The sequence below is a fragment of the Enterobacter sp. NFIX59 genome (assembly GCF_900113755.1).
Lineage (GTDB): Bacteria > Pseudomonadota > Gammaproteobacteria > Enterobacterales > Enterobacteriaceae > Enterobacter > Enterobacter pseudoroggenkampii.
The window spans coordinates 648763-670955 of record NZ_FOQN01000001.1; the positions used below are offsets into that span (position 1 = coordinate 648763).

Below are 22193 nucleotides of genomic sequence, written 5' to 3' on the forward strand. Positions count from 1 at the left end.
AACCGCACTTTATTTCAGCAGAGGCACGTTGGCCGCACGTTGATAAGGACCGTAATTTACAGGATTCCAGCTATAGCCCTGCTGCCAGGAGGTGATATGCCCAATACCAGGGAAAGGCAGATGCGCTGCGGCCATCCACTCTCCGTCTTTCGCCAGCGCGTTAAACTCCTGCGCCCGGGATGAGATGGCTTTTTTCGGATCGACATCAAAGCGAATAGACACTTCAGGGTGCGGGAACTGGACGGCAGGAGCATGGATAAGATCCCCAATGAAGTTAATAGCCGTACCCTGAGACGCGAAGCGATAAACGGTACTGCCAGGCGTATGGCCAATGGCATATGTCGTCTGGACCTCCGGGATGGGTGAAGTTGGCGGGACGAAGGTTTTTAGGTGCCCGGTGGCTTTATACGCGGACAGCGCATTCCTGGCGATAGCGAAATACGCCTTCGCATTAGCCGGCGCGCTCGCTTCTTTTGCGGGGTCAAGCCAGTAGTCGGCCTCCCCCTGCGGTACGTAGACGGTGGCATTCGGGAACAGCGCCTTACCGTCTGCATCGCTCAGGCCACACACATGATCAAGATGCAGGTGGGTCAGGAAAACCGTATCGACCTGTTCGGGGCGATACCCTGATGCTTTCATATTAACGATTAGCTGACCGGCCGTTTCTGACATGCAGTGGCCACCCCCGCTGTCAATCATGACCAGGTGTTTACCGGTATTAACCAGAAACGCGTTGAAAGAAGTCGGCATGCGTTCGGCATCGATTTTGTGTTGCGCCAACAGGTTGCGAACCTTGTCGGGTGAAAGCCCTTGCAATAGCGTTGGTGAAAGATCGTTATAGCCGTCGAAAAGCGCCGTCACCTCGTATTCCCCTACCGCCAGACGATAATAGCCCGGGACCTGCTGTTTCACCTGCGCGGGAGCATCTGCCCACGATGTGCCAGCAAAGAGCAGGCCGCTGAACGCAAGAACCGTTTTCAACTTTTTCATCTTCACTCCAAATTCATGTTTATCAGGATGTGAAGAGACTATGGCAGCGTAACGACAAATAATGTAGATATGTAATTTGATAAGGCAGCATAACGAAAAACGATATAATGAGACTCGAAGATATTGAAGTGTTTGTCGAAGCCGTCAAAGCGGGTAGCCTCGCCGGTGCCGCGCGTCGGCTCTCAATGAGCGCAATGACAGCATCGCGCGCGCTAACTCATCTCGAAGCGGAACTGGGGGTTCGGCTGGTACACCGCACCACGCGTTCTCTCTCTCCCACCAGCGATGGGGACGTTTTTTTGCCGCATGCACAGGCATTGCTGGAAGATAAAAACAATGCGCTTGCCGATCTGTTTCCCGAGGGGACGCATCTTACCGGACGCCTGCGCATTACCGCCTCAGCGGGGTTTGGACGAAAGATCGTTGCTCCCATGCTGACCCGGTTCATGCAGCAACATCCTTCCCTGCAGGTCGATTTACTCGCCACCGACGAACAGGTTGATATTGTCGGAAAAGGCATAGACGTAGCGCTACGCATTGCGCCTCTGCGCGATAACAGGCTGGTTGCTCATCGCCTGTGTCACAACCCTCGCGATCTTTGCGCCAGCGCGACGTATCTTGCCGCAAAAGGCTATCCAAAATCGTTTAACGATCTGGCGGCACATAGCTGTCTGACCACGTCAGATACCGTCCACTGGTCATTCGAACAGGGCGAACAGCGCTACAAGCAAAAGGTGTCTGGCCGATTCTCCGCGAACTCTATTGAGGCAATTTACGAAGCCTGCCTGGGAGGGATGGGCATCGCCAATTTATCTCGCTGGTACGTAGAACCGGCGTTCAGAGAGGGTAAACTCGTGCGGGTCGTCCTGGAGGATGCCCAGCCGGAATCGCTGGCAGTGTGGGCAGTTTACCCGACCTCCCGCCTGATCCCGGCAAAAGTACGAAAATTTGTGGAAGCACTTGAGGCCGAACTGTTGCTCAACCCGCTTACGCAGTACACCTGATATTACTTCACCGTCACCAGCCGCGCCGCCACAATCTGGTGCCCGGCCTGCACATCCGCATTGTCGATGCGCTGCATGATCCTGTCCGCCAGGGTGTAACCCATCTCCCGCGCTGGGGTGGTTGCCCAGACGATCGGCAGGTCATCGAGGGCGTTTTCCCCGACGTCGGCGAACGCCCCCAGCGCCACCTGGTGCCCGAAGAAGGTTTCCACCCCGCCCTCGCCGCTCTGACGCCCGGCGCGGATCAGGCCAAACCAGGCGCCCATGGCGATCACATCGTTGTAGCAAATCACGGCGCTGATGGTCGGGCTGCTTCGCAGCAGCGCGCCTATCGCTTCCGCCGCCATCTTCTGGCTGGATTCACACTCCACGACCCACTCGCTGTGGAACGGTAGGCCGTATTTAATCAGCGTCGCGCAGTAGCCGCCTACCCGCTCGGCGCGGGTCAGGGACGAGCTTTTACCGCCCAGCCAGGCAATGCGCTGATGCCCGCGACGAATAAGATGCTCGGTCAGCATTTGCGCGGCCTGCATGTTATCCGGGCGTAGCGTATCGGCTTCGTCGAGGTAGCTGGCGCGCGATGCAAACACCAGCGGCACGCCTTTTTCGGCGGCGCGCTCGCACAGTTCGCTGCCCACTCCCGATGCCCCGGCGACGATCACCCCGTCCACACCCTGATTCAGCAGCATATCGAGCCGGGAAAGCAGCTGATCGGCCTCGCGACCGCCGTGAAGCAGAAAGACCATCCGCCCCTGCGCTTCAAGCGCTTCGGTTAATCCAGCCGTCAGCTCCGCATAGAAAGGCGACGTCAGGTCACGGACAATCAGGCCAATCACCCCGCTTTGCCCGCCGCGCAACGCCGACGCCTGGCGGTTACGCACAAAGCCCAGCTGTTCAACCGCCTCGTTCACCCGCTGACCGGTGGCAGGAGAGATGCGCCCCTTCCCACTTAGCACCAGAGAAACGGTGCTGACGGAAACACCCGCCGCAAGCGCGACATCGTTGATGGTGATTTTTTTCGCTACAGCCATGTGTCGGCGTGACTCCCTGAAATGAGATCGGTAAAACGTTTTATCAATACGTTATCTTTATACTACCAGTCAAAGCCTGAGAATGTGATTTAGCGCGCACTAAACTTTGATAAAACGTTTTATCTTCTCGCAGCATTGAAGCAGACAAACTGATTTTAACAATAAAGGAGTCGTTTTATGACGGCGAAAGCAGCACAAAAAATATCGCTGTGGGAATTTTTCCAGCAACTGGGTAAAACCTTTATGCTGCCCGTGGCACTCCTCTCGTTCTGCGGGATCATGCTCGGGATCGGCAGCTCGCTCAGCAGTAAAGACGTCATCACGCTGATCCCGTTCCTCGGTACTCCCGTGCTGCAGGCCATCTTTATCTGGATGAGTAAAGTCGGCTCCTTTGCGTTTAGCTTCCTGCCCGTCATGTTCTGTATCGCTATCCCGCTGGGCCTGGCGCGCGAAAATAAAGGCGTCGCGGCGTTTGCCGGTTTTGTGGGTTACGCGGTGATGAACCTCGCGGTTAACTTCTGGCTGACCGCGAAAGGCATTCTGCCGACCACCGACGCTGCCGTACTGAAAGCTAACAACATTCAGAGCGTGATTGGTATCCAGTCTATTGATACCGGGATCCTCGGGGCGGTGATCGCCGGGGTGATTATCTGGATGCTGCACGAGCGCTTCCACAATATCCGCCTGCCGGATGCCCTGGCCTTCTTCGGCGGCACCCGCTTCGTGCCGATTATCACCCTGGTGGTGATGGGCCTGTTTGGTCTGATCATTCCGCTGATCTGGCCGGTCTTCGCGATGGGCATCAACGGCATTGGCCGCATCATCAACGGCGCGGGAGATTTCGGTCCGATGATCTTCGGCACCGGCGAGCGTCTGCTCCTGCCGTTTGGCCTGCAGCACATCCTGGTGGCCCTGATTCGCTTCACCGAAGCGGGCGGGACGATGGAGGTGTGCGGTCACGACGTGAGCGGTGCGCTGACCATCTTCCAGGCGCAGCTGAGCTGCCCGACCACCCACGGCTTCTCCGAAAGCGCCACCCGCTTCCTGTCTCAGGGTAAAATGCCTGCCTTCCTCGGCGGCCTGCCGGGTGCCGCACTGGCGATGTACCACTGCGCACGTCCGGAAAACCGTCATAAAATTAAAGGCCTGCTGATTTCCGGCGTGATCGCCTGCGTCGTAGGCGGTACCACCGAGCCAATCGAGTTCCTGTTTCTGTTCGTTGCGCCGGTGCTGTATCTGATTCACGCTGTGCTGACCGGTCTGGGCTTTACCGTGATGGCGGTGCTGGGCGTCACTATCGGCAACACCGACGGCAACGTCATCGACTTCGTGGTGTTCGGGATCCTGCACGGTCTCTCCACCAAGTGGTATCTGGTCCCGGTCGTGGCGGCAATCTGGTTCGTGGTGTACTACGGGATCTTCCGCTTCGCCATCACCCGCTTTAACCTGAAAACGCCAGGCCGCGATACCGATACGGCCACCAGCGTGGAACAGGCGGTTGCCGGTACCGTGGGCAAATCCGGCTATAACACCCCGGCCATTCTGGCGGCGCTGGGCGGTGCGGATAACATCACCTCGCTGGATAACTGCATTACCCGCCTGCGTCTGTCTGTGGCGGATATGTCAAAAGTGGATACCAACGCCCTGAAAGCCAACCGGGCTATCGGCGTGGTACAGTTAAATCAGCACAATTTGCAGGTGGTTATCGGCCCGCAGGTACAGTCGGTGAAGGATGAGCTGGCCACCCTGATGCGAACAGTAGAAGCCTGATGCCTCAGCCCCCTCTCATGAGGGGGTTTTACTTTAAGGATTAACGTCATGTTTGATTTCTCTACCGTCGTGGATCGACACGGCACCTGGTGTACGCAGTGGGACTACGTCGCCGACCGCTTTGGCGCGGCCGACCTGCTGCCCTTCACCATCTCGGATATGGATTTCGCCACCGCCCCCTGCATAACCGACGCGCTGCAACAGCGCATTCATCACGGCGTGTTTGGCTATAGCCGCTGGAAGAACGACGAGTTTCTCGCCGCCGTCGCGCACTGGTTCCAGCAGCGCTTTAACAGCCGGATTGATACTGAAAGCGTGGTTTATGGTCCCTCCGTCATCTACATGGTTTCTGAACTGATACGCCTCTGGTCAAACCCCGGCGACGGCGTGGTGGTACACACCCCGGCATACGATGCGTTTTACAAAGCCATTGAAGGCAATGCGCGTCATGTGGTGCCCGTAGAGATGGAAAAGCATGCCACAGGCTGGCAGGGAAACATGGCTGCGCTGGAAGCGGCCCTCGCGAAACCTGAAAACAAAATTTTGCTGCTGTGCAGCCCGCAAAACCCGACCGGCAAGGTCTGGACGCGGGATGAGCTGACGCAGATGGCGGAACTATGCGCACGCTATGACGTGGCGGTTATCAGCGATGAAATCCATATGGACATGGTGTGGGGAGAGCGTCGTCACACGCCGTGGAACGCGGTGGCGCGCGGCAAATGGGCGCTTCTCACCTCCGGCTCGAAAAGCTTTAATATTCCGGCGCTGACGGGCGCTTACGGTCTGATTGGCGATGAAGAGAGCCGTAACGGTTACCTCAGCGCGCTAAAATGCCGGGACGGACTCTCTTCCCCTTCCGTGCTGGCGCTGACGGCGCATATCGCCGCCTATCAGCAGGGGGAGCCGTGGCTGGATGCCCTACGGGGTTATCTGGAAGAGAATTTGTTGTATATCGCGCAGGAAGTAAACCGCGCTTTTCCGAAACTGAACTGGCAGCCGCCCGAAGCGACCTATCTGGCCTGGCTCGATCTGCGCCCGCTGAACATTGACGATCGGGCGCTGCAAAAAGTACTGATCGAGCAGCAAAAAGTCGCCATCATGCCGGGATATACCTACGGTAAAGAAGGAAATGGCTTTGTTCGCCTGAATGCGGGCTGCCCGCGCAGCAAGCTGGAACAAGGCGTGCAACGCCTCATAGCCGGGATTAACACGCTCCTGTAATCAATTTGCGCAACGGAATATTACCTTGCGCAAATAGCTTTTTACCCCGTTTTGTTTTTATAATATGGCGCACTTTAACCAGAAAAGAGTGCGACCATGATTGATACACGCCTGCCTTTAACTGATATTCATCGTCACCTTGACGGTAACATTCGTGCCCAAACCATCCTCGATCTTGGCCGCCAGTTCAATTTAACGCTTCCTGCTCAGACCCTTGAGTCCTTGATCCCTCACGTACAGGTGACCTCTAATGAACCGGACCTGGTCAGCTTCCTGAGCAAACTCGACTGGGGCGTGAAGATGCTGGCGTCGCTGGATGCCTGCCGCCGCGTGGCGTTTGAGAACATCGAAGATGCAGCCCGCAACGGCCTGCACTACGTCGAACTACGCTTCTCGCCGGGCTATATGGCGATGACCCACAACCTGCCCGTTGCAGGCGTGGTGGAAGCCGTCATTGAAGGTGTGCGCGAAGGGTGTAAAACATTCGACGTTCAGGCCCGCCTGATCGGCATTATGAGCCGTACGTTCGGTGAAGCCGCCTGCCTGCAGGAGCTGGAAGCGCTGCTGACCCATCGCGATGCCATCACCGCCATCGACCTCGCCGGCGACGAGCTGGGCTTCCCGGGCAGCCTGTTCCTCTCCCACTTCAACCGCGCGCGCGATGCCGGTTGGCACATTACCGTGCATGCGGGTGAAGCGGCAGGCCCGGAAAGCATCTGGCAGGCCATCCGCGAGCTGGGCGCCGAGCGTATCGGTCACGGCGTGAAGGCGGTAGAAGATCGCGCCCTGATGGATTTCCTGGCGGAGCAGCGTATCGGGATTGAGTCGTGCCTGACGTCTAACATTCAGACCAGCACCGTGGCGACGCTGGCGCATCATCCGCTAAAAACGTTCCTCGAGCACGGCGTGCTGGCCTCGCTGAACACTGATGACCCGGCGGTTCAGGGCGTGGATATTATCCACGAGTACAACATCGCCGCACCGCAGGCGGGTCTGAGCCGCGAGCAGATCCGTCAGGCACAGATTAACGGGCTGGAAATTGCCTTCCTGACGCCTGCTGAGAAACAGGCGCTGAAAGATAAAGTGGCTCGCGGTTAACACCGTTGCCGGGTGGCGCTGACGCTTACCCGGCCTACAAAATATTAAAAAACTATGCCAGGCAGAGCGTCGCGCGATGTTTGGCAGATTCGATGCCCAACTCAATCAGCTCCATAATCTGAATCGCCTGGCTGGCAGGAACCGGATTCTCTCCCGTGCCGTTCAGCGCATCGCGGATAGCGGCATAATACGCCGGATAGTTACCCGGTATCGTCAGCAAGGTCTCCTCGACCAGCTCCTCGCCTTCGCCCCGCGTTACCACGCCGTCGCGCATATCATAGCCCCAGTCTTCCTGCGGCAGACGTTCACCGTTTTTAAGCCTGTCTTCCTGCGGATCGAGACCAAACTTCACGTAGCTCCCGCGCGTACCGTGAATGATATAGCGGGCCGATTCTGCGGCCGCGACCATCGTGCCGTGCAGCACAATCCGCCGCTGCGGGTAACTGAGCACCGCGTGGAAGTAATCGGTTGTCTGCGCGCCGGGCCTGAGCTGGGCCAGATCGACCGTCATGCTCACCGGCAGACCAAAAAGATTGACGGCCTGATCCAGCAGATGCGGAGCTAAATCGTACCAGATGCCGCTGCCCGGACCGGCCTGTTCGCGCCAGCGGTTTCTCACCTGCGGACGAAAGCGGTCAAAGTGCGATTCAAAAAAGAGGATCTCCCCTAGCGTGCCTTCACTGAGAAGCCTTTTTACCGTCAGAAAGTCGCTGTCCCAGCGGCGGTTATGGAACACCGACAGCAGCCTGCCCAGACTCCTTGCCAGCGCATCCAGCTCGCGTGCCTGTGACAGCGTCACGGTGAAGGGCTTATCGACCACTACGTGCTTACCGGCTTCCAGCGCGGCCTTTGCCAGCGGAAAGTGGGTGTCGTTCGGCGTGGGGATGACGATTAAATCAATATTCGGATCGTTGAAAAGGTGTTTAGGTTCAGAGACAACCGGCACGGAAGGCCAGTCGACATGGACTTTAGCGGCATCGCTGCTGGATACCGCCGCCAGCACCATCCCCGGCGTCCCGGCTATCAGAGGCGCATGAAACGTTTTGCTCGCGTACCCGTAGCCGATAAGCCCGACGCGGATATTATCACTCATAGTGCCATCCTCTTTTATGACGTTCTTATTTCACACTGGCTAACCTGGCATGAGCACAGATTAATAATGTGCCCTATGACTTAAAATAGCAGGTTGTAGGGGTTGTTTTTGTTACATAGTATTAACCTACTGATTTTGTTTAAGGAAACCGTTCCCAAAGCGCTTGCCGTCAGGGAGACGTCACTGTAACATTTGCGCCCTGTCTTTATGGATAAAGTACAATTACGCATTATGACGTCAATTATTAATCGAATCATTGAATTAGCGGGATGGATTGTCCTTGGAGTTTCGGTCATTTTGCTGGGCGTCGCCAGCCATATCGATAACTACCAGCCGCCGGAGCCTGTCACCATCGCCCAACCTAAGTAACCGGTTACTGCAATAAAGAGTGACATAATATGTCAGTTTCGTATTGCCAGCCCTGGTGAACACGGTTAACCTTCTCTTCCAGGCATCGTCTGATGCCTGAATTTCAGCAAAGAAAACTCCTAATTTCGTCGCGTTACCTGAGTGGGCTGTTTACGTCTTAATTAATCCGTTTATTATTCGACCGAATTACCTTAACTGGTATTACTCACTTTTATATGGAAACTTATTAATATGACAGTTCAGGACTATTTATTAAAATTTCGCAAGATCAATTCGCTTGAGAGCCTGGAAAAACTGTTTGACCATCTGAACTACACCCTGTCGGATAATCAGGACATCATTAATATGTATCGCGCCGCAGACCATCGCCGCGCGGAGCTGGTTTCCGGTGGTCGTTTGTTCAACGTCGGTGAAGTGCCTAAGTCTGTATGGCGTTACGTTTTATAAGAAAGTAGCCATCCGCGCGAAATGTTATATACTCTCCGCCCTGCAAACTGGCTGTACAACATTTCGCGCAGATTATGGGAGAGTTCATGACCGCAACGCCTGGAGAACGCATTGGAGGCTGGTTAATCGCCCCACTGGCATGGCTGCTGGTTGCCTTATTAAGCGCATCGCTTGCGCTGCTGCTGTATACCACCGCACTGATTACCCCTCACGCCATCCAGACCCTGATGTCGCAAAGCGTGCTGAATATTGCTTTGTGGTTTGTGTCGTTCGTTTTCGCAATTGGAATGTGGTACTACACGCTGTGGCTGACCATCGCCTTCTTTAAGCGCCGCAAGAGTGTGCCTAAGCACTACATTATCTGGCTGCTGATTTCGGTCCTGCTGGCGGTGAAAGCGTTTGCCTTTTCGCCCGTATCAGACGCGCTGGCCGTTCGTCAGCTGCTATTCCCGTTGCTGGCTGCGGCGCTGCTGGTGCCCTATTTCAAACGTTCGACGCGGGTGAAAAACACCTTCGTGAACCCGTAATAACCCTACAGATAACCTGTTGTCGCCTGCGTCGGTTTGTCCGATAATAGGCGGCTTTTTTATTTCAGGCTAAATAATGACCGATTACTTACTGCTCTTTGTCGGCACCGTGCTGGTTAACAACTTCGTTCTGGTGAAGTTCCTTGGCCTGTGTCCGTTTATGGGCGTTTCCAAAAAGCTGGAAACAGCAATGGGTATGGGGCTGGCGACGACCTTCGTGATGACGCTGGCGTCCATCTGCGCGTGGTGGATCGATACCTGGATCCTCATCCCGCTGGGATTAACCTATCTTCGTACGCTGGCCTTTATTCTGGTTATCGCGGTGGTGGTGCAATTTACCGAAATGGTGGTGCGCAAAACCAGCCCGGCGCTTTATCGCCTGCTGGGTATCTTCCTGCCGCTGATCACCACCAACTGTGCGGTTCTCGGCGTAGCGCTGCTGAACATCAACCTTGGCCATAACTTTATGCAGTCGGCGCTGTATGGTTTCTCTGCGGCAGTCGGTTTCTCTCTGGTGATGGTGCTGTTCGCCTCCATTCGCGAGCGCCTGGCAGCAGCGGATATCCCTGCGCCCTTCCGCGGTAACGCGATTGCGCTGGTGACCGCAGGTTTAATGTCTCTGGCCTTTATGGGCTTTAGTGGTCTGGTGAAGTTGTAATGAATGCTATCTGGATTGCCATCGCCTCTATCAGCGTTCTGGGGTTGGTGTTTGGCCTTATCCTGGGCTACGCCTCCCGCCGTTTCGCGGTAGAGGACGATCCCGTTGTAGAAAAAATTGATGAGCTTCTGCCACAAAGCCAGTGCGGGCAGTGCGGCTACCCCGGCTGCCGCCCTTATGCCGAAGCGGTAGGGGTTCAGGGTGAAAAAATTAACCGCTGTGCGCCCGGTGGCGAAGCGGTGATGTTGAAAATTGCGGCCCTGCTTAACGTTGACCCGCAGCCTGTTGATGGCGATGCGGACGTACAGGAGCCGGTCCGCGCGCTGGCCGTGATCGACGAAGCCAACTGTATCGGCTGCACCAAATGTATTCAGGCCTGCCCGGTTGACGCCATTGTGGGCGCAACCCGCGCCATGCACACCGTCGTGGCGGACCTCTGCACCGGCTGTAACCTCTGCGTGGCCCCCTGCCCGACGCAATGTATCGAGCTGCGCCCGGTTGAAACGACTACCGAAAGCTGGAAGTGGGATCTTCAAGCCATTCCGGTTCGCAATATTCCTGTGGAACAACATGCTTAAGTTATTTTCTGCTTTCAGAAAAGAGAAGATTTGGGACTTTGACGGCGGTATTCATCCACCGGAAATGAAAACCCAGTCTAACGGCACGCCGCTGCGTCAAATTCCGCTGGCGACCCGTTTCGTTATGCCGCTCAAGCAGCACATCGGCGCGGAGGGTGAGCTGTGCGTGAAAGAAGGCGATACGGTGCTTCGCGGTCAGCCGCTGACCTTTGGTCGCGGACGTATGCTGCCGGTGCATGCCCCCACCTCCGGTAAGGTGGTTGCTATCGCCCCTCATACGGTGGCGCATCCGTCCGCGCTCTCAGAGCTGAGCGTGATGATTGAAGCCGACGGCGAAGACCGCTGGATTGACCGTGACGGCTGGAGCGATTACCGCGCCCACAGCCGCGAAGCGCTTATCGAGCGCATTCATCAGTTCGGCGTTGCTGGTCTGGGTGGTGCAGGCTTCCCGACCGGTGTTAAACTCCGCGGCGGTGGCGATAACATTCAGACGTTGATTATTAACGCCGCCGAGTGCGAGCCGTATATCACCGCCGACGATCGTCTGATGCAGGACTGCGCCGCCCAGGTGGTGGAAGGCATCCGCATCCTCGCGCACATTCTGCAACCGCGGGAAGTGCTGATCGGTATCGAAGACAATAAACCGCAGGCTATTTCAATGCTGCGCGCCGTGCTGGCGGGCAGTCACGATATTAGCCTGCGCGTTATCCCGACCAAGTACCCTTCCGGCGGCGCAAAACAGCTGACGCAAATTCTCACCGGCAAGCAGGTCCCGCATGGCGGACGCTCTTCGGATATCGGCGTGCTGATGCAAAACGTCGGCACCGCGTATGCCGTGAAGCGCGCGGTGATTGACGGCGAACCGTTAACCGAGCGCGTGGTGACGCTGACCGGGGAATCAATTTCTCGTCCGGGCAACGTCTGGGCGCGTCTGGGTACGCCGGTGCGTCATCTGCTGGAACAGGCTGAGTTTTGCCCGGGCAGCGACCAGATGGTGATCATGGGCGGCCCGCTGATGGGCTTTACCCTGCCATGGCTGGACGTTCCGGTAGTGAAAATCACCAACTGCCTGCTCGCGCCTTCGCCGACCGAAATGGGCGAGGAGCAGGAAGAGAAAGGCTGCATCCGCTGCAGCGCCTGTGCCGACGCCTGCCCGGCGGATCTGCTGCCGCAGCAGCTCTACTGGTACAGCAAAGGCCAGCTGCACGACAAGGCGAAAGCCCATAACCTGGCCGACTGCATTGAATGCGGTGCCTGCGCCTGGGTATGCCCTAGCAATATTCCTCTGGTGCAGTATTTCCGCCAGGAGAAGGCTGAAATTTATGCCATCTCCATGGAAGAAAAACGCGCGGCAGAAGCCAAAGCGCGCTTCGAAGCGCGCCAGGCGCGACTGGAACGCGAAAAAATCGCCCGTCAGGAGCGCCATAAGCAGGCCGCCGTTCAGCCTGCCGAGAAAGATCAGGATGCGATTAACGCCGCACTGGCGCGCGTTCGCGAGAAAAAAGCCACTGCAGCGCAGCCTGTGGTGATCCCGGCCGGCGAGAAGCCGGACAACAGCGAAGCGATTGCCGCGCGTGAAGCACGTAAGGCCGCAGCGCGCGCCCGTCAGGCTGAAAAAGCGCAAACGGTCCAGGCAGAGGCGGAGATCGACCCGCGTAAAGCCGCCGTTGAAGCGGCAATAGCCCGCGCTAAAGCCCGCAAAGCCGGTGAGCAGAATGTGGTGGTCGAGCAGGAAGCCGTCGACCCTCGCAAAGCGGCCGTCGAAGCGGCGATTGCCCGTGCTAAAGCGCGCAAAGCAGCGCAGCAGACACAAACCGCAGAACCCGAAGCGCCGGTCGACCCGCGTAAAGCCGCCGTCGAAGCGGCGATTGCCCGTGCTAAAGCGCGCAAAGCAGCGCAGCAGACACAAACCGCAGAACCCGAAGCGCCGGTCGACCCGCGTAAAGCCGCCGTCGAAGCGGCGATTGCCCGCGCTAAAGCACGTAAAGCGGCGCAGCAGGATGAGCAACCGCAGGCCGCCAACGATGACCCGCGCAAGGCCGCCGTCGCCGCCGCCATTGCGCGCGTTCAGGCGAAGAAAGCCGCACAGCAAGCAGTTAACGAGGATTAAATGGTTTTCAGAATCGCAAGCTCCCCTTACACCCACAATCAGCGCCAGACATCGCGCATCATGATGCTGGTCTGCCTGGCGGCGCTGCCGGGCATTGCCGTTCAGTGCTGGTTTTTCGGCTGGGGAACCCTGTTCCAGATAATCCTGGGCTGTGCCAGCGCCTTAGCGGCGGAAGCGCTTGTGCTTAAGCTGCGCAAGGCGGCTGTCTCCCGCATTCTTGCCGATAACTCCGCGCTGTTGACCGGCCTGCTGCTGGCCATCAGTATCCCACCGTTCGCCCCATGGTGGATGGTGGTCCTGGGTACCGTGTTTGCGGTGATCATTGCCAAACAGCTGTACGGCGGGCTCGGCCATAACCCGTTCAACCCGGCGATGATTGGCTACGTGGTGCTGCTGATCTCCTTCCCGGTACAGATGACCAGCTGGCTGCCTCCGCATGAGATTGCGGCCACGGTTCCGGGCTTTATGGATGCCCTGCACGTGATCTTTACCGGCCATACGGCGCTCGGTGCGGATATGAACGCGCTGCGCATGGGCGTGGACGGTATCAGCCAGGCGACGCCGCTCGATACCTTTAAAACATCCCTGCATGCCGGGCACAGCGTTGAGCAGATCATGAAGTCCGCGATCTACAGCGGCATGCTGGCGGGTGCAGGCTGGCAGTGGGTCAACCTGGCGTATCTGCTGGGCGGCCTGTTCCTGCTGCAGCAGAAAGCCATTCGCTGGCATATTCCGGTCAGCTTCCTCGTGACGCTGGCGGTTTGCGCCACGCTGGGTTGGGTCTTCTCCCCTGAATCACTGGCCAGCCCGCAGATGCATTTGCTCTCCGGTGCGACCATGCTGGGTGCCTTCTTTATCCTGACGGATCCGGTGACGGCGTCCACGACTAACCGTGGACGTCTGATCTTCGGCGCGCTGGCGGGCCTGCTGGTATGGCTCATCCGCAGCTTTGGCGGCTACCCGGACGGCGTGGCCTTTGCCGTCCTGCTTGCCAACATAACCGTTCCGCTCATCGACTATTACACGCGTCCACGCGTGTACGGTCATCGCTAAGGGTTTCGCCATGTTAAAAACGATGCAAAAACACGGCGTCACGCTGGCTGTCTTCGCCGCGGTCCTGACGGGGCTGACGGCACTGGTTAATGCGCTGACCAAAACGACCATCGAAGAACAGGCCTCGAAGCAGCAAAAGGCGCTGTTCGATCAGGTGATCCCGTCCGATTTCTACGATAATGACCTGCAAAAAAGCTGCTTTGTGGTAGACGCGCCGCAGCTTGGGAAAGGCCCACACCGCCTCTTTATCGCCCGCAAAGGGGATAAACCGGTCGGCGCAGTGATGGAAGCGACGGCGCCTGACGGCTATTCCGGCGCCATTCAGCTGCTTGTGGGCAGCGATTTCTCCGGCACCATACTGGGCACCCGCGTGACGGAACACCATGAAACGCCGGGTCTTGGCGATAAAATTGAAACCCGTCTGAGCGACTGGATTTTGCACTTTGCCGGTAAAGTGATCCATGGCGAAGGTGACACCGCGTTTGCAGTGAAGAAAGATGGCGGCGAATTCGACCAGTTCACCGGGGCGACCATCACCCCACGTGCGGTGGTGAATGCCGTCAAACGAGCCGGGCTGTATGCTGAAACGCTGCCCGCGCAAATCAACAATCTTCCGGCCTGTGAGGAGTAATCATGAGCCAGGTTAAAGAGGTTATTGTCCAGGGGTTGTGGAAGAACAACTCCGCGCTGGTACAGCTTCTGGGCATGTGCCCACTGCTGGCGGTAACGTCCACCGCCACCAACGCGCTCGGTCTGGGTCTGGCAACCACGCTGGTATTGACCCTGACCAACCTCTCCATCTCTGCCCTGCGCCGCTGGACGCCGTCGGAAATTCGTATTCCGATTTACGTCATGATCATTGCGTCGGTGGTCAGTATCGTTCAGATGCTGATTAACGCCTATGCGTTTGGCCTGTACCAGTCGCTCGGGATCTTTATTCCCCTTATCGTCACTAACTGTATCGTTGTCGGGCGCGCGGAAGCCTTCGCGGTGAAAAACAGCCCCGCCATGTCGGCGCTGGATGGGTTTTCCATTGGCATGGGTGCCACATGCGCCATGTTCGTGCTGGGCTCGCTGCGCGAGATCCTCGGTAACGGTACGCTGTTTGACGGCGCAGATGCGCTGCTCGGCGGCTGGGCCAAAGCGCTGCGCGTTGAAGTGTTCCACACCGATACGCCATTCCTGCTGGCCATGCTGCCGCCCGGCGCGTTTATTGGCCTTGGCATGATGCTGGCGATAAAATACCTGATTGATGAAAAACGTAAGCGCCGCGCGGCTGAGCGCAGCGTTCTGGAAGGGACACCCGAGAAGGCTTCATGAATAAAGAAAAGCGCATTGCGATCCTGACCCGTCTGCGGGACGAGAACCCGCACCCGACGACGGAGCTGAATTTTACCTCCCCGTTTGAGCTGCTGATCGCAGTGTTGCTTTCTGCGCAGGCGACCGATGTGAGCGTCAATAAAGCCACTGCCCTGCTCTATCCGGTCGCCAATACGCCGAAAGCCATGCTGGAGCTGGGCGTGGAAGGCGTGAAGTCGTATATCAAAACCATCGGCCTGTTTAACAGCAAAGCCGAGAACGTCATCAAGACCTGCCGGATCCTGCTGGAACAGCACGGAGGCGAAGTGCCGGAGGACCGCGCTGCGCTGGAAGCCTTACCGGGCGTGGGGCGTAAGACCGCAAACGTGGTGCTTAACACTGCGTTTGGCTGGCCCACTATCGCCGTGGATACGCATATATTTCGCGTGTCTAACCGGACCAACTTCGCGCCGGGGAAAAACGTCGAGCAGGTCGAAGAGAAACTGCTGAAAGTGGTTCCGGCAGAATTTAAGGTGGATTGCCATCACTGGCTGATTCTGCACGGCCGATATACCTGTATTGCCCGCAAGCCTCGCTGCGGCTCCTGCATTATCGAAGATCTCTGCGAATACAAAGAAAAAGTGTATCCCTGATCGCCCCAATCCCATATTAAAGGAAGGGCTATCGAATGCTCTTCTTTTGGCCGTTACTTGTCCGTCTTTCGCTTACTCTGACCTGTCACTTGTTCGGTTGTTTAACGCTCAAACAGGTTAATACTTTTTTCATGGCCAAAAATTTCTATACATCTGTGATCGCGATCACCCTGATAACTTCATGTTGAATTTTTGTTGTCAAAATCGGCCTAAACCCTTTGTCTGACAAGATACTCACCTCCCATCACCGAAGATAAGACCAGCTATTTTTCAGAATATGGGCTATATCACTGCGTAAAGCGACAAATAGCAGAACATATCGCCAAAAGCCGATCCGGACGGGTCATTACCAGTCGAAAAAACTACCTTTACTCATCGTATGAAATTTAACGCTGAATAACATTTGCATGAACCGACGATTATACCACTCCAGATATATGTAACAGATTATTACAAACGTATTGCCAGACGGGGCAGGATAGTGAACATTACCCGCCGTTTCTCCTCCCAATATAACTATAAGGCGTATGGACTACGGCCATCACGCTATGAACACCCCCATTAATATGGGATGTAAAAAAAGAGGTATATGTGTCTACTGCAAACAATAAACCAACAGATGAAAGCGTGAGTCTTAACGCTTTTAAACAACCTAAAGCGTTCTATCTCATCTTCTCTATCGAGTTATGGGAGCGTTTTGGTTATTACGGCCTGCAAGGGATCATGGCGGTTTACCTGGTAAAACAGCTGGGTATGTCCGAAGCCGATTCCATCACGCTGTTCTCTTCCTTCAGTGCTCTGGTGTACGGTCTGGTCGCGATTGGCGGCTGGCTGGGCGATAAAGTCCTCGGGACTAAACGCGTCATTATGCTGGGCGCCATTGTCCTGGCGATCGGCTATGGTCTGGTTGCATGGTCAGGGCATGATGCCGCTGTCGTGTATATGGGTATGGCGACGATTGCCGTCGGTAATGGTCTGTTCAAAGCGAACCCGTCCTCTCTGCTTTCGACCTGCTACAACAAAGACGATCCGCGCCTGGACGGTGCATTTACCATGTACTACATGTCCATCAACATCGGTTCGTTCTTCTCTATGCTGGCAACTCCATGGCTAGCGGCGAAATTCGGCTGGAGCGTGGCATTTGCACTGAGCTTCGTGGGTATGTTGATCACCGTGGTGAACTTCCTGTTCTGCCGCAGCTGGGTTAAAGACTACGGTTCAAAACCTGACTTCGAGCCTGTGCATATGGGCAAACTGCTGGCCACCATCGTGGGCGTTGTTGTCCTCGCGGCCATCGCCACCTGGCTGCTGCACAACCAGGGTATCGCACGTGCCGTTCTGGGCGTGGTTGCGCTGGGTATCGTGGTCATCTTTGCAAAAGAAGCATTCGCCATGCAGGGTGCGGCCCGTCGCAAGATGATTGTGGCGTTCATTCTGATGCTGGAAGCGATTATCTTCTTCGTGCTGTACAGCCAGATGCCAACTTCACTGAACTTCTTCGCCATCCGTAACGTAGAGCACTCCATTCTGGGTATCGCGTTTGAACCTGAGCAGTTCCAGGCACTGAACCCGTTCTGGATCATGATTGGTTCCCCAATTCTGGCCGCTATCTATAACAAGATGGGTGACCGTCTGCCGATGCCGCACAAGTTTGCGCTGGGTATGGTGCTGTGTTCTGGTGCCTTCCTGGTACTGCCACTGGGTACCAAATTTGCGTCCGACGCAGGTATCGTTTCCGTTAACTGGCTGATCCTGAGCTACGCGCTGCAGTCTATCGGCGAGCTGATGATCTCCGGCCTGGGACTGGCCATGGTTGCGCAGCTGGTTCCTCAGCGTTTGATGGGCTTCATCATGGGTAGCTGGTTCCTGACCACTGCCGGTGCGGCAATCATCGCGGGTAAGATTGCTAACCTGATGGCTGTTCCGGAAAATGTAACCGATCCACTGCTTTCCCTGAACGTCTACGGTACCGTGTTCATGCAGATTGGTATCGCGACTGCGGTAATTGCCGCTCTGATGCTGCTGACCGCGCCGAAACTGAACCGTATGACTCAGGACGACGACAAGACCGCTAAAGCGACAAACACCGCTACCGCGTGATTTCCGTGAGAAACGACTGACCAGAAGCCGCTAATGCATTAGCGGCTTTTTTTTTATCCGTTTGCGCACTAACATAGCTGAAACCTCAGCAAAAAGGAGTTACCGATGAAACTGTTCTACAAACCGGGTGCGTGCTCTCTTGCTTCCCATATCACCCTGCGCGAGAGCGGCAAAGATTTCACGCTGGATGGCGTTGACCTGATGAAAAAACGTCTGGAAAACGGCGATGATTTTCTTGCCATCAACCCGAAAGGACAAGTTCCGGCGCTCTTGCTGGATGACGGTACTCTGCTGACCGAAGGCGTGGCGATTATGCAGTTCCTGGCCGATAGCGTACCCGATCGCCATCTGCTGGCACCGGTCAGTACCATTTCGCGTTATAAGACGCTGGAATGGCTGAACTACATTGCCACCGAGCTGCACAAAGGCTTTACCCCCCTGTTCCGCCCGGATACGCCGGAAGAGTTCAAACCGACCCTGCGCGCCCTTCTTGAGAAAAAGTTGCAGTACGTTAACGCGTCGCTGAAAGACGATCAGTGGATTGCAGGTTCGCGCTTCACGATTGCCGACGCATACCTGTTCACCGTGCTGCGCTGGGCGCGCGCGGTTAAGCTTAACCTGGAAGGGTTAGACCATATTGCAGCGTATATGAAACGCGTGGCAGAGCGTCCTGCGGTGGCTGCGGCGCTGAAAGCGGAAGGGTTGAATTAACCGAGCAGACTGTGTTGCCGGGTGGCGCTGACGCTTACCCGGCCTACGAATTCCGTAGGCCCGTGCAAGCGCAGCGCCGCCGGGCGGTGTTTAAAGCTGGGTAGCGCTGAAATAGTGCTCCGGCTTCGCGATACGATCCTGTGCCGCGACCACCTGCAGTTCATATTCCTGCATCTCTTTCGTCGCAATCATGATTTCGTACACCGCCGCAGTAACATGCTCGAGCGCGTCGCGCATTGTCGCCCCTTGCAGTAATTTCACCAGCAGCAGACCGCTGGTGACATCTCCGACCCCAACCGGCTGGCGCTGGCCAAAATCCACCAGCGGACGGCTGATATGCCAGGCGTCATCTTTCGTTACCAGCAGCATCTCAAAACGGTCCTGGCTCAGCCCTGCGCGCGCAAGGTGTTTTACCAGCACAACGTCAGGCCCCAGCGCGATAAGCTCGCGGGACGCGCTTACGGCCTCTTCTACGCTGTTAACCGGACGCTCGCAGAGAATTTCGAGTTCGACCAGGTTTGGCGCAATGATATCGCTGGCGGGCAGCGCGTGACGGACGTGAAACTCTGCAACACCCGGCGCCACGATACAGCCTTTCTCCGGATGCCCCATGACGGGGTCGCAGAAGTATTTTGCCGACGGGTTGGCGGCTTTCACCTGGCGCACGATACCGAGGATATGCTCCCCCTGCTCCGCTGAGCCGAGGTAACCGCTCAGCACGGCGTCACAGCGTTTGAGCTGGTCGATATCGGCAATACCCTGCACAACCTCAGTGAGGTGCGAAGGCGGCATCACGCAGCCGGTCCATTTGCCGTATTGCGTGTGGTTAGAGAACTGCACGGTATTAAGGGGCCAGACGTTGACGCCGAGGCGACGCATCGGGAATTCCGCGGCGCTATTGCCAGCGTGTCCAAAAACAACGTGGGACTGAATGGCGAGGATGTTCTTCATTTTTTTCTTACCAAACCCTGAAAAAACAAAAGGGGCGTGGTTTCCCACGCCCCCTGGAGACTGTTAATTACTTCCAGCAGACAAGGCAGTAGTTCTTCTTGCCGCGACGCAGCAGCGTGTAGCGACCATACAGACGATCGCCGTCAACGAAGGTGTATTCCGGGTCGGCCTGCTTCTCACCGTTGATGGTGATAGCGTTAGACGCGATGGTTTTACGCGCCTGACCGCGGGAAGGCTGGAGCTCGGAGTCCACCAGCGCCTGCATCAGGTCAGCCCCTTTTTCCATCTCAACCATCGGCACACCGTCCTGCGCCAGCTGTTCGAAGTCCGCTTCGCTCAGATCGCTCAGGGTACCGTTGAACAGGCTTGCGGTAATGCGTTTTGCCGCGGCCAGACCTTCTTCACCGTGAACCAGTTTGGTCACTTCGTCCGCCAGCACGTACTGAGCGCGCGGTGCTTTACCGCTGTTCTTGTCTTCTTCTTCCAGCGCGTTGATCTCTTCAATGTCCATAAAGGTGAAGAACTTCAGGAAGCGGTAAACATCGGCATCCGCCGTGTTGATCCAGAACTGGTAGAACTTGTACGGGCTGGTTTTCTTCGGATCGAGCCACACCGCGCCGCCTTCGGTTTTACCGAATTTGGTGCCGTCTGCTTTGGTGATCAGCGGAACGGTCAGACCAAAGACCTGATTCTGGTGCAGGCGACGGGTCAGGTCGATACCGGAGGTGATGTTACCCCACTGATCGGAACCGCCAATCTGCAGGGAAACGCCGTGCAGTTTGTTCAGGCAGGCAAAGTCATACCCCTGCAGCAGGTTGTAGGAGAACTCGGTAAAGGAGATACCCTGGTCGTCGCGGTTCAGACGCTGCTTCACGGCCTCTTTGTTAATCATCTGGTTAACAGAGAAGTGCTTGCCGATATCACGCAGGAAGGTCAGCACGTTCATGCTGCCAAACCAGTCGTAGTTGTTCGCGGCAATGGCGGCATTATCACCACAGTTGAAGTCGAGGAACGGTGCAACCTGTTTGCGGATCTTATCTACCCACTCCTGCACGGTATCTTCGGTATTCAGTTTACGCTCAGCGGCTTTAAAGCTTGGGTCACCAATCAGACCGGTCGCGCCACCCACCAGGGCAACAGGCTTATGGCCCGCCATCTGGAAGCGTTTCAGGCATAACAATGGAACAAGATGCCCCAAATGCAAGCTGTCAGCGGTGGGATCGAAGCCGCAATAGAGCGCGATCGGGCCTTGCGCCAGTCGCTCTGCTAACGCTTCCTCGTCCGTCACCTGGGCCACGAGGCCCCGCTCTTGCAATTGTTTAATCAAGTTACTGCTTGCCATCAAATTCTCCATGTATAAACGACTGCACCTTTGCCGGTACACGACTTTTCGCCTGATGCGAAAGGACCATAGAATAAAGCGCAAGCGCGGTGTGCGCTAGCGCTTAAATCAACAAATTTCGGGGATTACGGTGCCAGTCTGTCGATTTTCCAGCCGCCATTCTCGCGCTGGTATAAAAAGCGGTCGTGCAGGCGGTGTTCGCCCCCCTGCCAGAACTCCATCTGCTCAATCGGGATACGGAAACCGCCCCAGAAACTTGGCAGGGGAATTTCACCCTGCTGGAACTTCTGTTTCAGCTCCAGGAATTTACTTTCCAGCACGCCGCGGGCGGAAATTCGGCTGGACTGTTTTGATACCCAGGCGCCAATCTGGCTGTCACGCGGGCGACTGTGGAAATACTTCACCACTTCCAGCGTCGAGAGACGTTCCGCTTTGCCGGTGACCATCACCTGACGCTCCAGCATATGCCACGGGAACAGCAGGCTGATGCGCGGATTATTTTCTAAATGGTGCGCTTTGCGACTGCCAAGGTTGGTATAGAACACCAGTCCTTTCTCGTCATAATGCTTGAGCAATACGATGCGCTGATACGGTTGACCGTTTTCATCTACCGTCGCGACAACCATGGCCGTTGGATCGGCGAGTTTCGCTTCGCAGGCCTGTTTCAGCCAGCGTTCAAAAAGCACGAGGGGTTCAGCGGGAAGATCCTGGCGACGCAGGCCGCCTTTGGTGTATTCACGGCGCAGATGCGCAATTTGCTGCAGTTCATCGTTATCTGACATGGCGTTAGCTGACATTGAGAGTGGGTGGCGCTATTGTGCGCCGCCCCTGTAAAAATCTCAACGCTTCGGGTTTTCGAGCTGGCAATTGTTCAGCACAATGCGGTCGCGCTTGTAGACCGTGGCGCTGTCGCCTTTCGACCAGAAGACGTAGATACCGTCGGAGTAACGTGCGCCGGAGGCCGACATACCCTGCTTCAGCGTCAGCAATTTATTGTCGTAAACAAAGCTGGCCTCCTGACGTGGATTATTCAGCTTCACGGTCAACGGTTTTTCGTCGCAGCGATACTCCAGCGTATCGGTCTGCATGCGCTCAAGGAACTGGTTATAGACGCTGCATCCTGACAGCAACAAAGGGGCGGCAATAAGAAGAAGTTTTTTCATGGGCGTATTCCGAAGACTTTCCTGG

23 protein-coding genes are annotated in these 22193 nt (G+C 56.3%); 16 read left to right on the top strand and 7 right to left on the bottom strand.

Annotation, left to right across the window (positions count from 1 at the left end; genetic code table 11):
• Positions 1–9: 9 nt before the first annotated feature.
• Positions 10–990: an MBL fold metallo-hydrolase gene (locus BM007_RS03060; RefSeq protein WP_090417229.1), complete on the bottom strand. Its 981-nt coding sequence runs from the start codon at positions 988–990 to the stop codon at positions 10–12.
• Positions 991–1097: 107 nt separating this feature from the next.
• Between BM007_RS03060 and BM007_RS03065 the strand changes: the two genes are divergently transcribed.
• A complete protein-coding gene (locus BM007_RS03065) occupies positions 1098–1994 on the top strand; it encodes a LysR family transcriptional regulator (protein WP_061715404.1) in 897 nt (298 codons plus the stop codon).
• 2 nt (positions 1995–1996) lie between these two features.
• Here BM007_RS03065 and BM007_RS03070 read toward each other — a convergent pair whose 3' ends face one another.
• On the bottom strand, positions 1997–3025 hold the full coding sequence (locus tag BM007_RS03070) for a Mal regulon transcriptional regulator MalI (protein WP_032651046.1): 1029 nt from the start codon (positions 3023–3025) through the stop codon (positions 1997–1999).
• A gap of 177 nt (positions 3026–3202) precedes the next feature.
• On the opposite strand from BM007_RS03070, the gene malX reads away from it, so the two are divergent.
• The 3 genes from malX to add all read left to right on the top strand — a co-directional run bounded on the left by malX (position 3203) and on the right by add (position 7114).
• Positions 3203–4795 (top strand): maltose/glucose-specific PTS transporter subunit IIBC, encoded by a 1593-nt coding sequence (malX, locus tag BM007_RS03075; protein WP_063621468.1) that lies wholly within the window; start codon positions 3203–3205, stop codon positions 4793–4795.
• A gap of 48 nt (positions 4796–4843) precedes the next feature.
• Complete coding sequence (locus BM007_RS03080) at positions 4844–6016, top strand: MalY/PatB family protein (RefSeq protein ID WP_090417231.1); 1173 nt, start codon at positions 4844–4846, stop codon at positions 6014–6016.
• A gap of 96 nt (positions 6017–6112) precedes the next feature.
• The gene (gene add / locus BM007_RS03085; protein WP_061715407.1) at positions 6113–7114 is read left to right on the top strand and encodes an adenosine deaminase; all 1002 of its coding nucleotides are present in this window, start codon (positions 6113–6115) and stop codon (positions 7112–7114) included.
• A 52-nt stretch (positions 7115–7166) separates the two neighbouring features.
• On the opposite strand, the gene BM007_RS03090 is transcribed toward add, so the two are convergent.
• The gene (locus BM007_RS03090; RefSeq protein ID WP_090417233.1) at positions 7167–8207 is read right to left on the bottom strand and encodes an oxidoreductase; all 1041 of its coding nucleotides are present in this window, start codon (positions 8205–8207) and stop codon (positions 7167–7169) included.
• Positions 8208–8450: 243 nt separating this feature from the next.
• Between BM007_RS03090 and blr the strand changes: the two genes are divergently transcribed.
• From blr to gstA, 12 genes are all read left to right on the top strand, one after another.
• Complete coding sequence (gene blr, locus BM007_RS03095; RefSeq protein ID WP_169814161.1) at positions 8451–8576, top strand: division septum protein Blr; 126 nt, start codon at positions 8451–8453, stop codon at positions 8574–8576.
• Between the two features lie 231 nt (positions 8577–8807).
• Positions 8808–9023: a transcription modulator YdgT gene (gene ydgT, locus BM007_RS03100; RefSeq protein ID WP_013096896.1), complete on the top strand. Its 216-nt coding sequence runs from the start codon at positions 8808–8810 to the stop codon at positions 9021–9023.
• Positions 9024–9109: 86 nt separating this feature from the next.
• Positions 9110–9550, top strand: a complete 441-nt coding sequence (locus tag BM007_RS03105) for a DUF2569 domain-containing protein (RefSeq protein ID WP_024909347.1) — start codon at positions 9110–9112, stop codon at positions 9548–9550.
• A 76-nt stretch (positions 9551–9626) separates the two neighbouring features.
• Positions 9627–10208: an electron transport complex subunit RsxA gene (gene rsxA, locus BM007_RS03110; protein ID WP_008500564.1), complete on the top strand. Its 582-nt coding sequence runs from the start codon at positions 9627–9629 to the stop codon at positions 10206–10208.
• Positions 10208–10786: an electron transport complex subunit RsxB gene (gene rsxB, locus BM007_RS03115; protein ID WP_032651039.1), complete on the top strand. Its 579-nt coding sequence runs from the start codon at positions 10208–10210 to the stop codon at positions 10784–10786. Before rsxA ends, rsxB begins: the two co-directional genes overlap by 1 nt.
• Complete coding sequence (gene rsxC, locus BM007_RS03120) at positions 10779–12896, top strand: electron transport complex subunit RsxC (RefSeq protein WP_090417235.1); 2118 nt, start codon at positions 10779–10781, stop codon at positions 12894–12896. Before rsxB ends, rsxC begins: the two co-directional genes overlap by 8 nt.
• On the top strand, positions 12897–13949 hold the full coding sequence (gene rsxD / locus BM007_RS03125; RefSeq protein WP_032651036.1) for an electron transport complex subunit RsxD: 1053 nt from the start codon (positions 12897–12899) through the stop codon (positions 13947–13949).
• 10 nt (positions 13950–13959) lie between these two features.
• Positions 13960–14580, top strand: a complete 621-nt coding sequence (gene rsxG / locus BM007_RS03130) for an electron transport complex subunit RsxG (RefSeq protein ID WP_032651034.1) — start codon at positions 13960–13962, stop codon at positions 14578–14580.
• Positions 14581–14582: 2 nt separating this feature from the next.
• Positions 14583–15269 (top strand): electron transport complex subunit E, encoded by a 687-nt coding sequence (locus BM007_RS03135; protein WP_023617347.1) that lies wholly within the window; start codon positions 14583–14585, stop codon positions 15267–15269.
• Entirely contained in the window at positions 15266–15901 is a 636-nt protein-coding gene (nth, locus tag BM007_RS03140; RefSeq protein ID WP_008500570.1) for an endonuclease III, read from the top strand. Before BM007_RS03135 ends, nth begins: the two co-directional genes overlap by 4 nt.
• A gap of 591 nt (positions 15902–16492) precedes the next feature.
• Positions 16493–18001, top strand: a complete 1509-nt coding sequence (dtpA, locus tag BM007_RS03145) for a dipeptide/tripeptide permease DtpA (RefSeq protein WP_024909352.1) — start codon at positions 16493–16495, stop codon at positions 17999–18001.
• A gap of 105 nt (positions 18002–18106) precedes the next feature.
• Positions 18107–18712 (top strand): glutathione transferase GstA, encoded by a 606-nt coding sequence (gene gstA, locus BM007_RS03150; protein WP_061715411.1) that lies wholly within the window; start codon positions 18107–18109, stop codon positions 18710–18712.
• A 90-nt stretch (positions 18713–18802) separates the two neighbouring features.
• On the opposite strand, the gene pdxY is transcribed toward gstA, so the two are convergent.
• From pdxY to mliC, 4 genes are all read right to left on the bottom strand, one after another.
• Complete coding sequence (gene pdxY / locus BM007_RS03155) at positions 18803–19663, bottom strand: pyridoxal kinase PdxY (RefSeq protein WP_024909354.1); 861 nt, start codon at positions 19661–19663, stop codon at positions 18803–18805.
• A 67-nt stretch (positions 19664–19730) separates the two neighbouring features.
• A complete protein-coding gene (gene tyrS, locus BM007_RS03160; RefSeq protein ID WP_023335449.1) occupies positions 19731–21005 on the bottom strand; it encodes a tyrosine--tRNA ligase in 1275 nt (424 codons plus the stop codon).
• A gap of 125 nt (positions 21006–21130) precedes the next feature.
• The gene (gene pdxH / locus BM007_RS03165) at positions 21131–21787 is read right to left on the bottom strand and encodes a pyridoxamine 5'-phosphate oxidase (RefSeq protein ID WP_024909355.1); all 657 of its coding nucleotides are present in this window, start codon (positions 21785–21787) and stop codon (positions 21131–21133) included.
• 57 nt (positions 21788–21844) lie between these two features.
• Positions 21845–22168 carry a C-type lysozyme inhibitor gene (gene mliC, locus BM007_RS03170; RefSeq protein WP_024909356.1) on the bottom strand — a complete coding sequence of 108 codons (324 nt, stop codon included), beginning with the start codon at positions 22166–22168 and terminating at the stop codon, positions 21845–21847.
• Between the last annotated feature and the right edge of the window lie 25 nt (positions 22169–22193).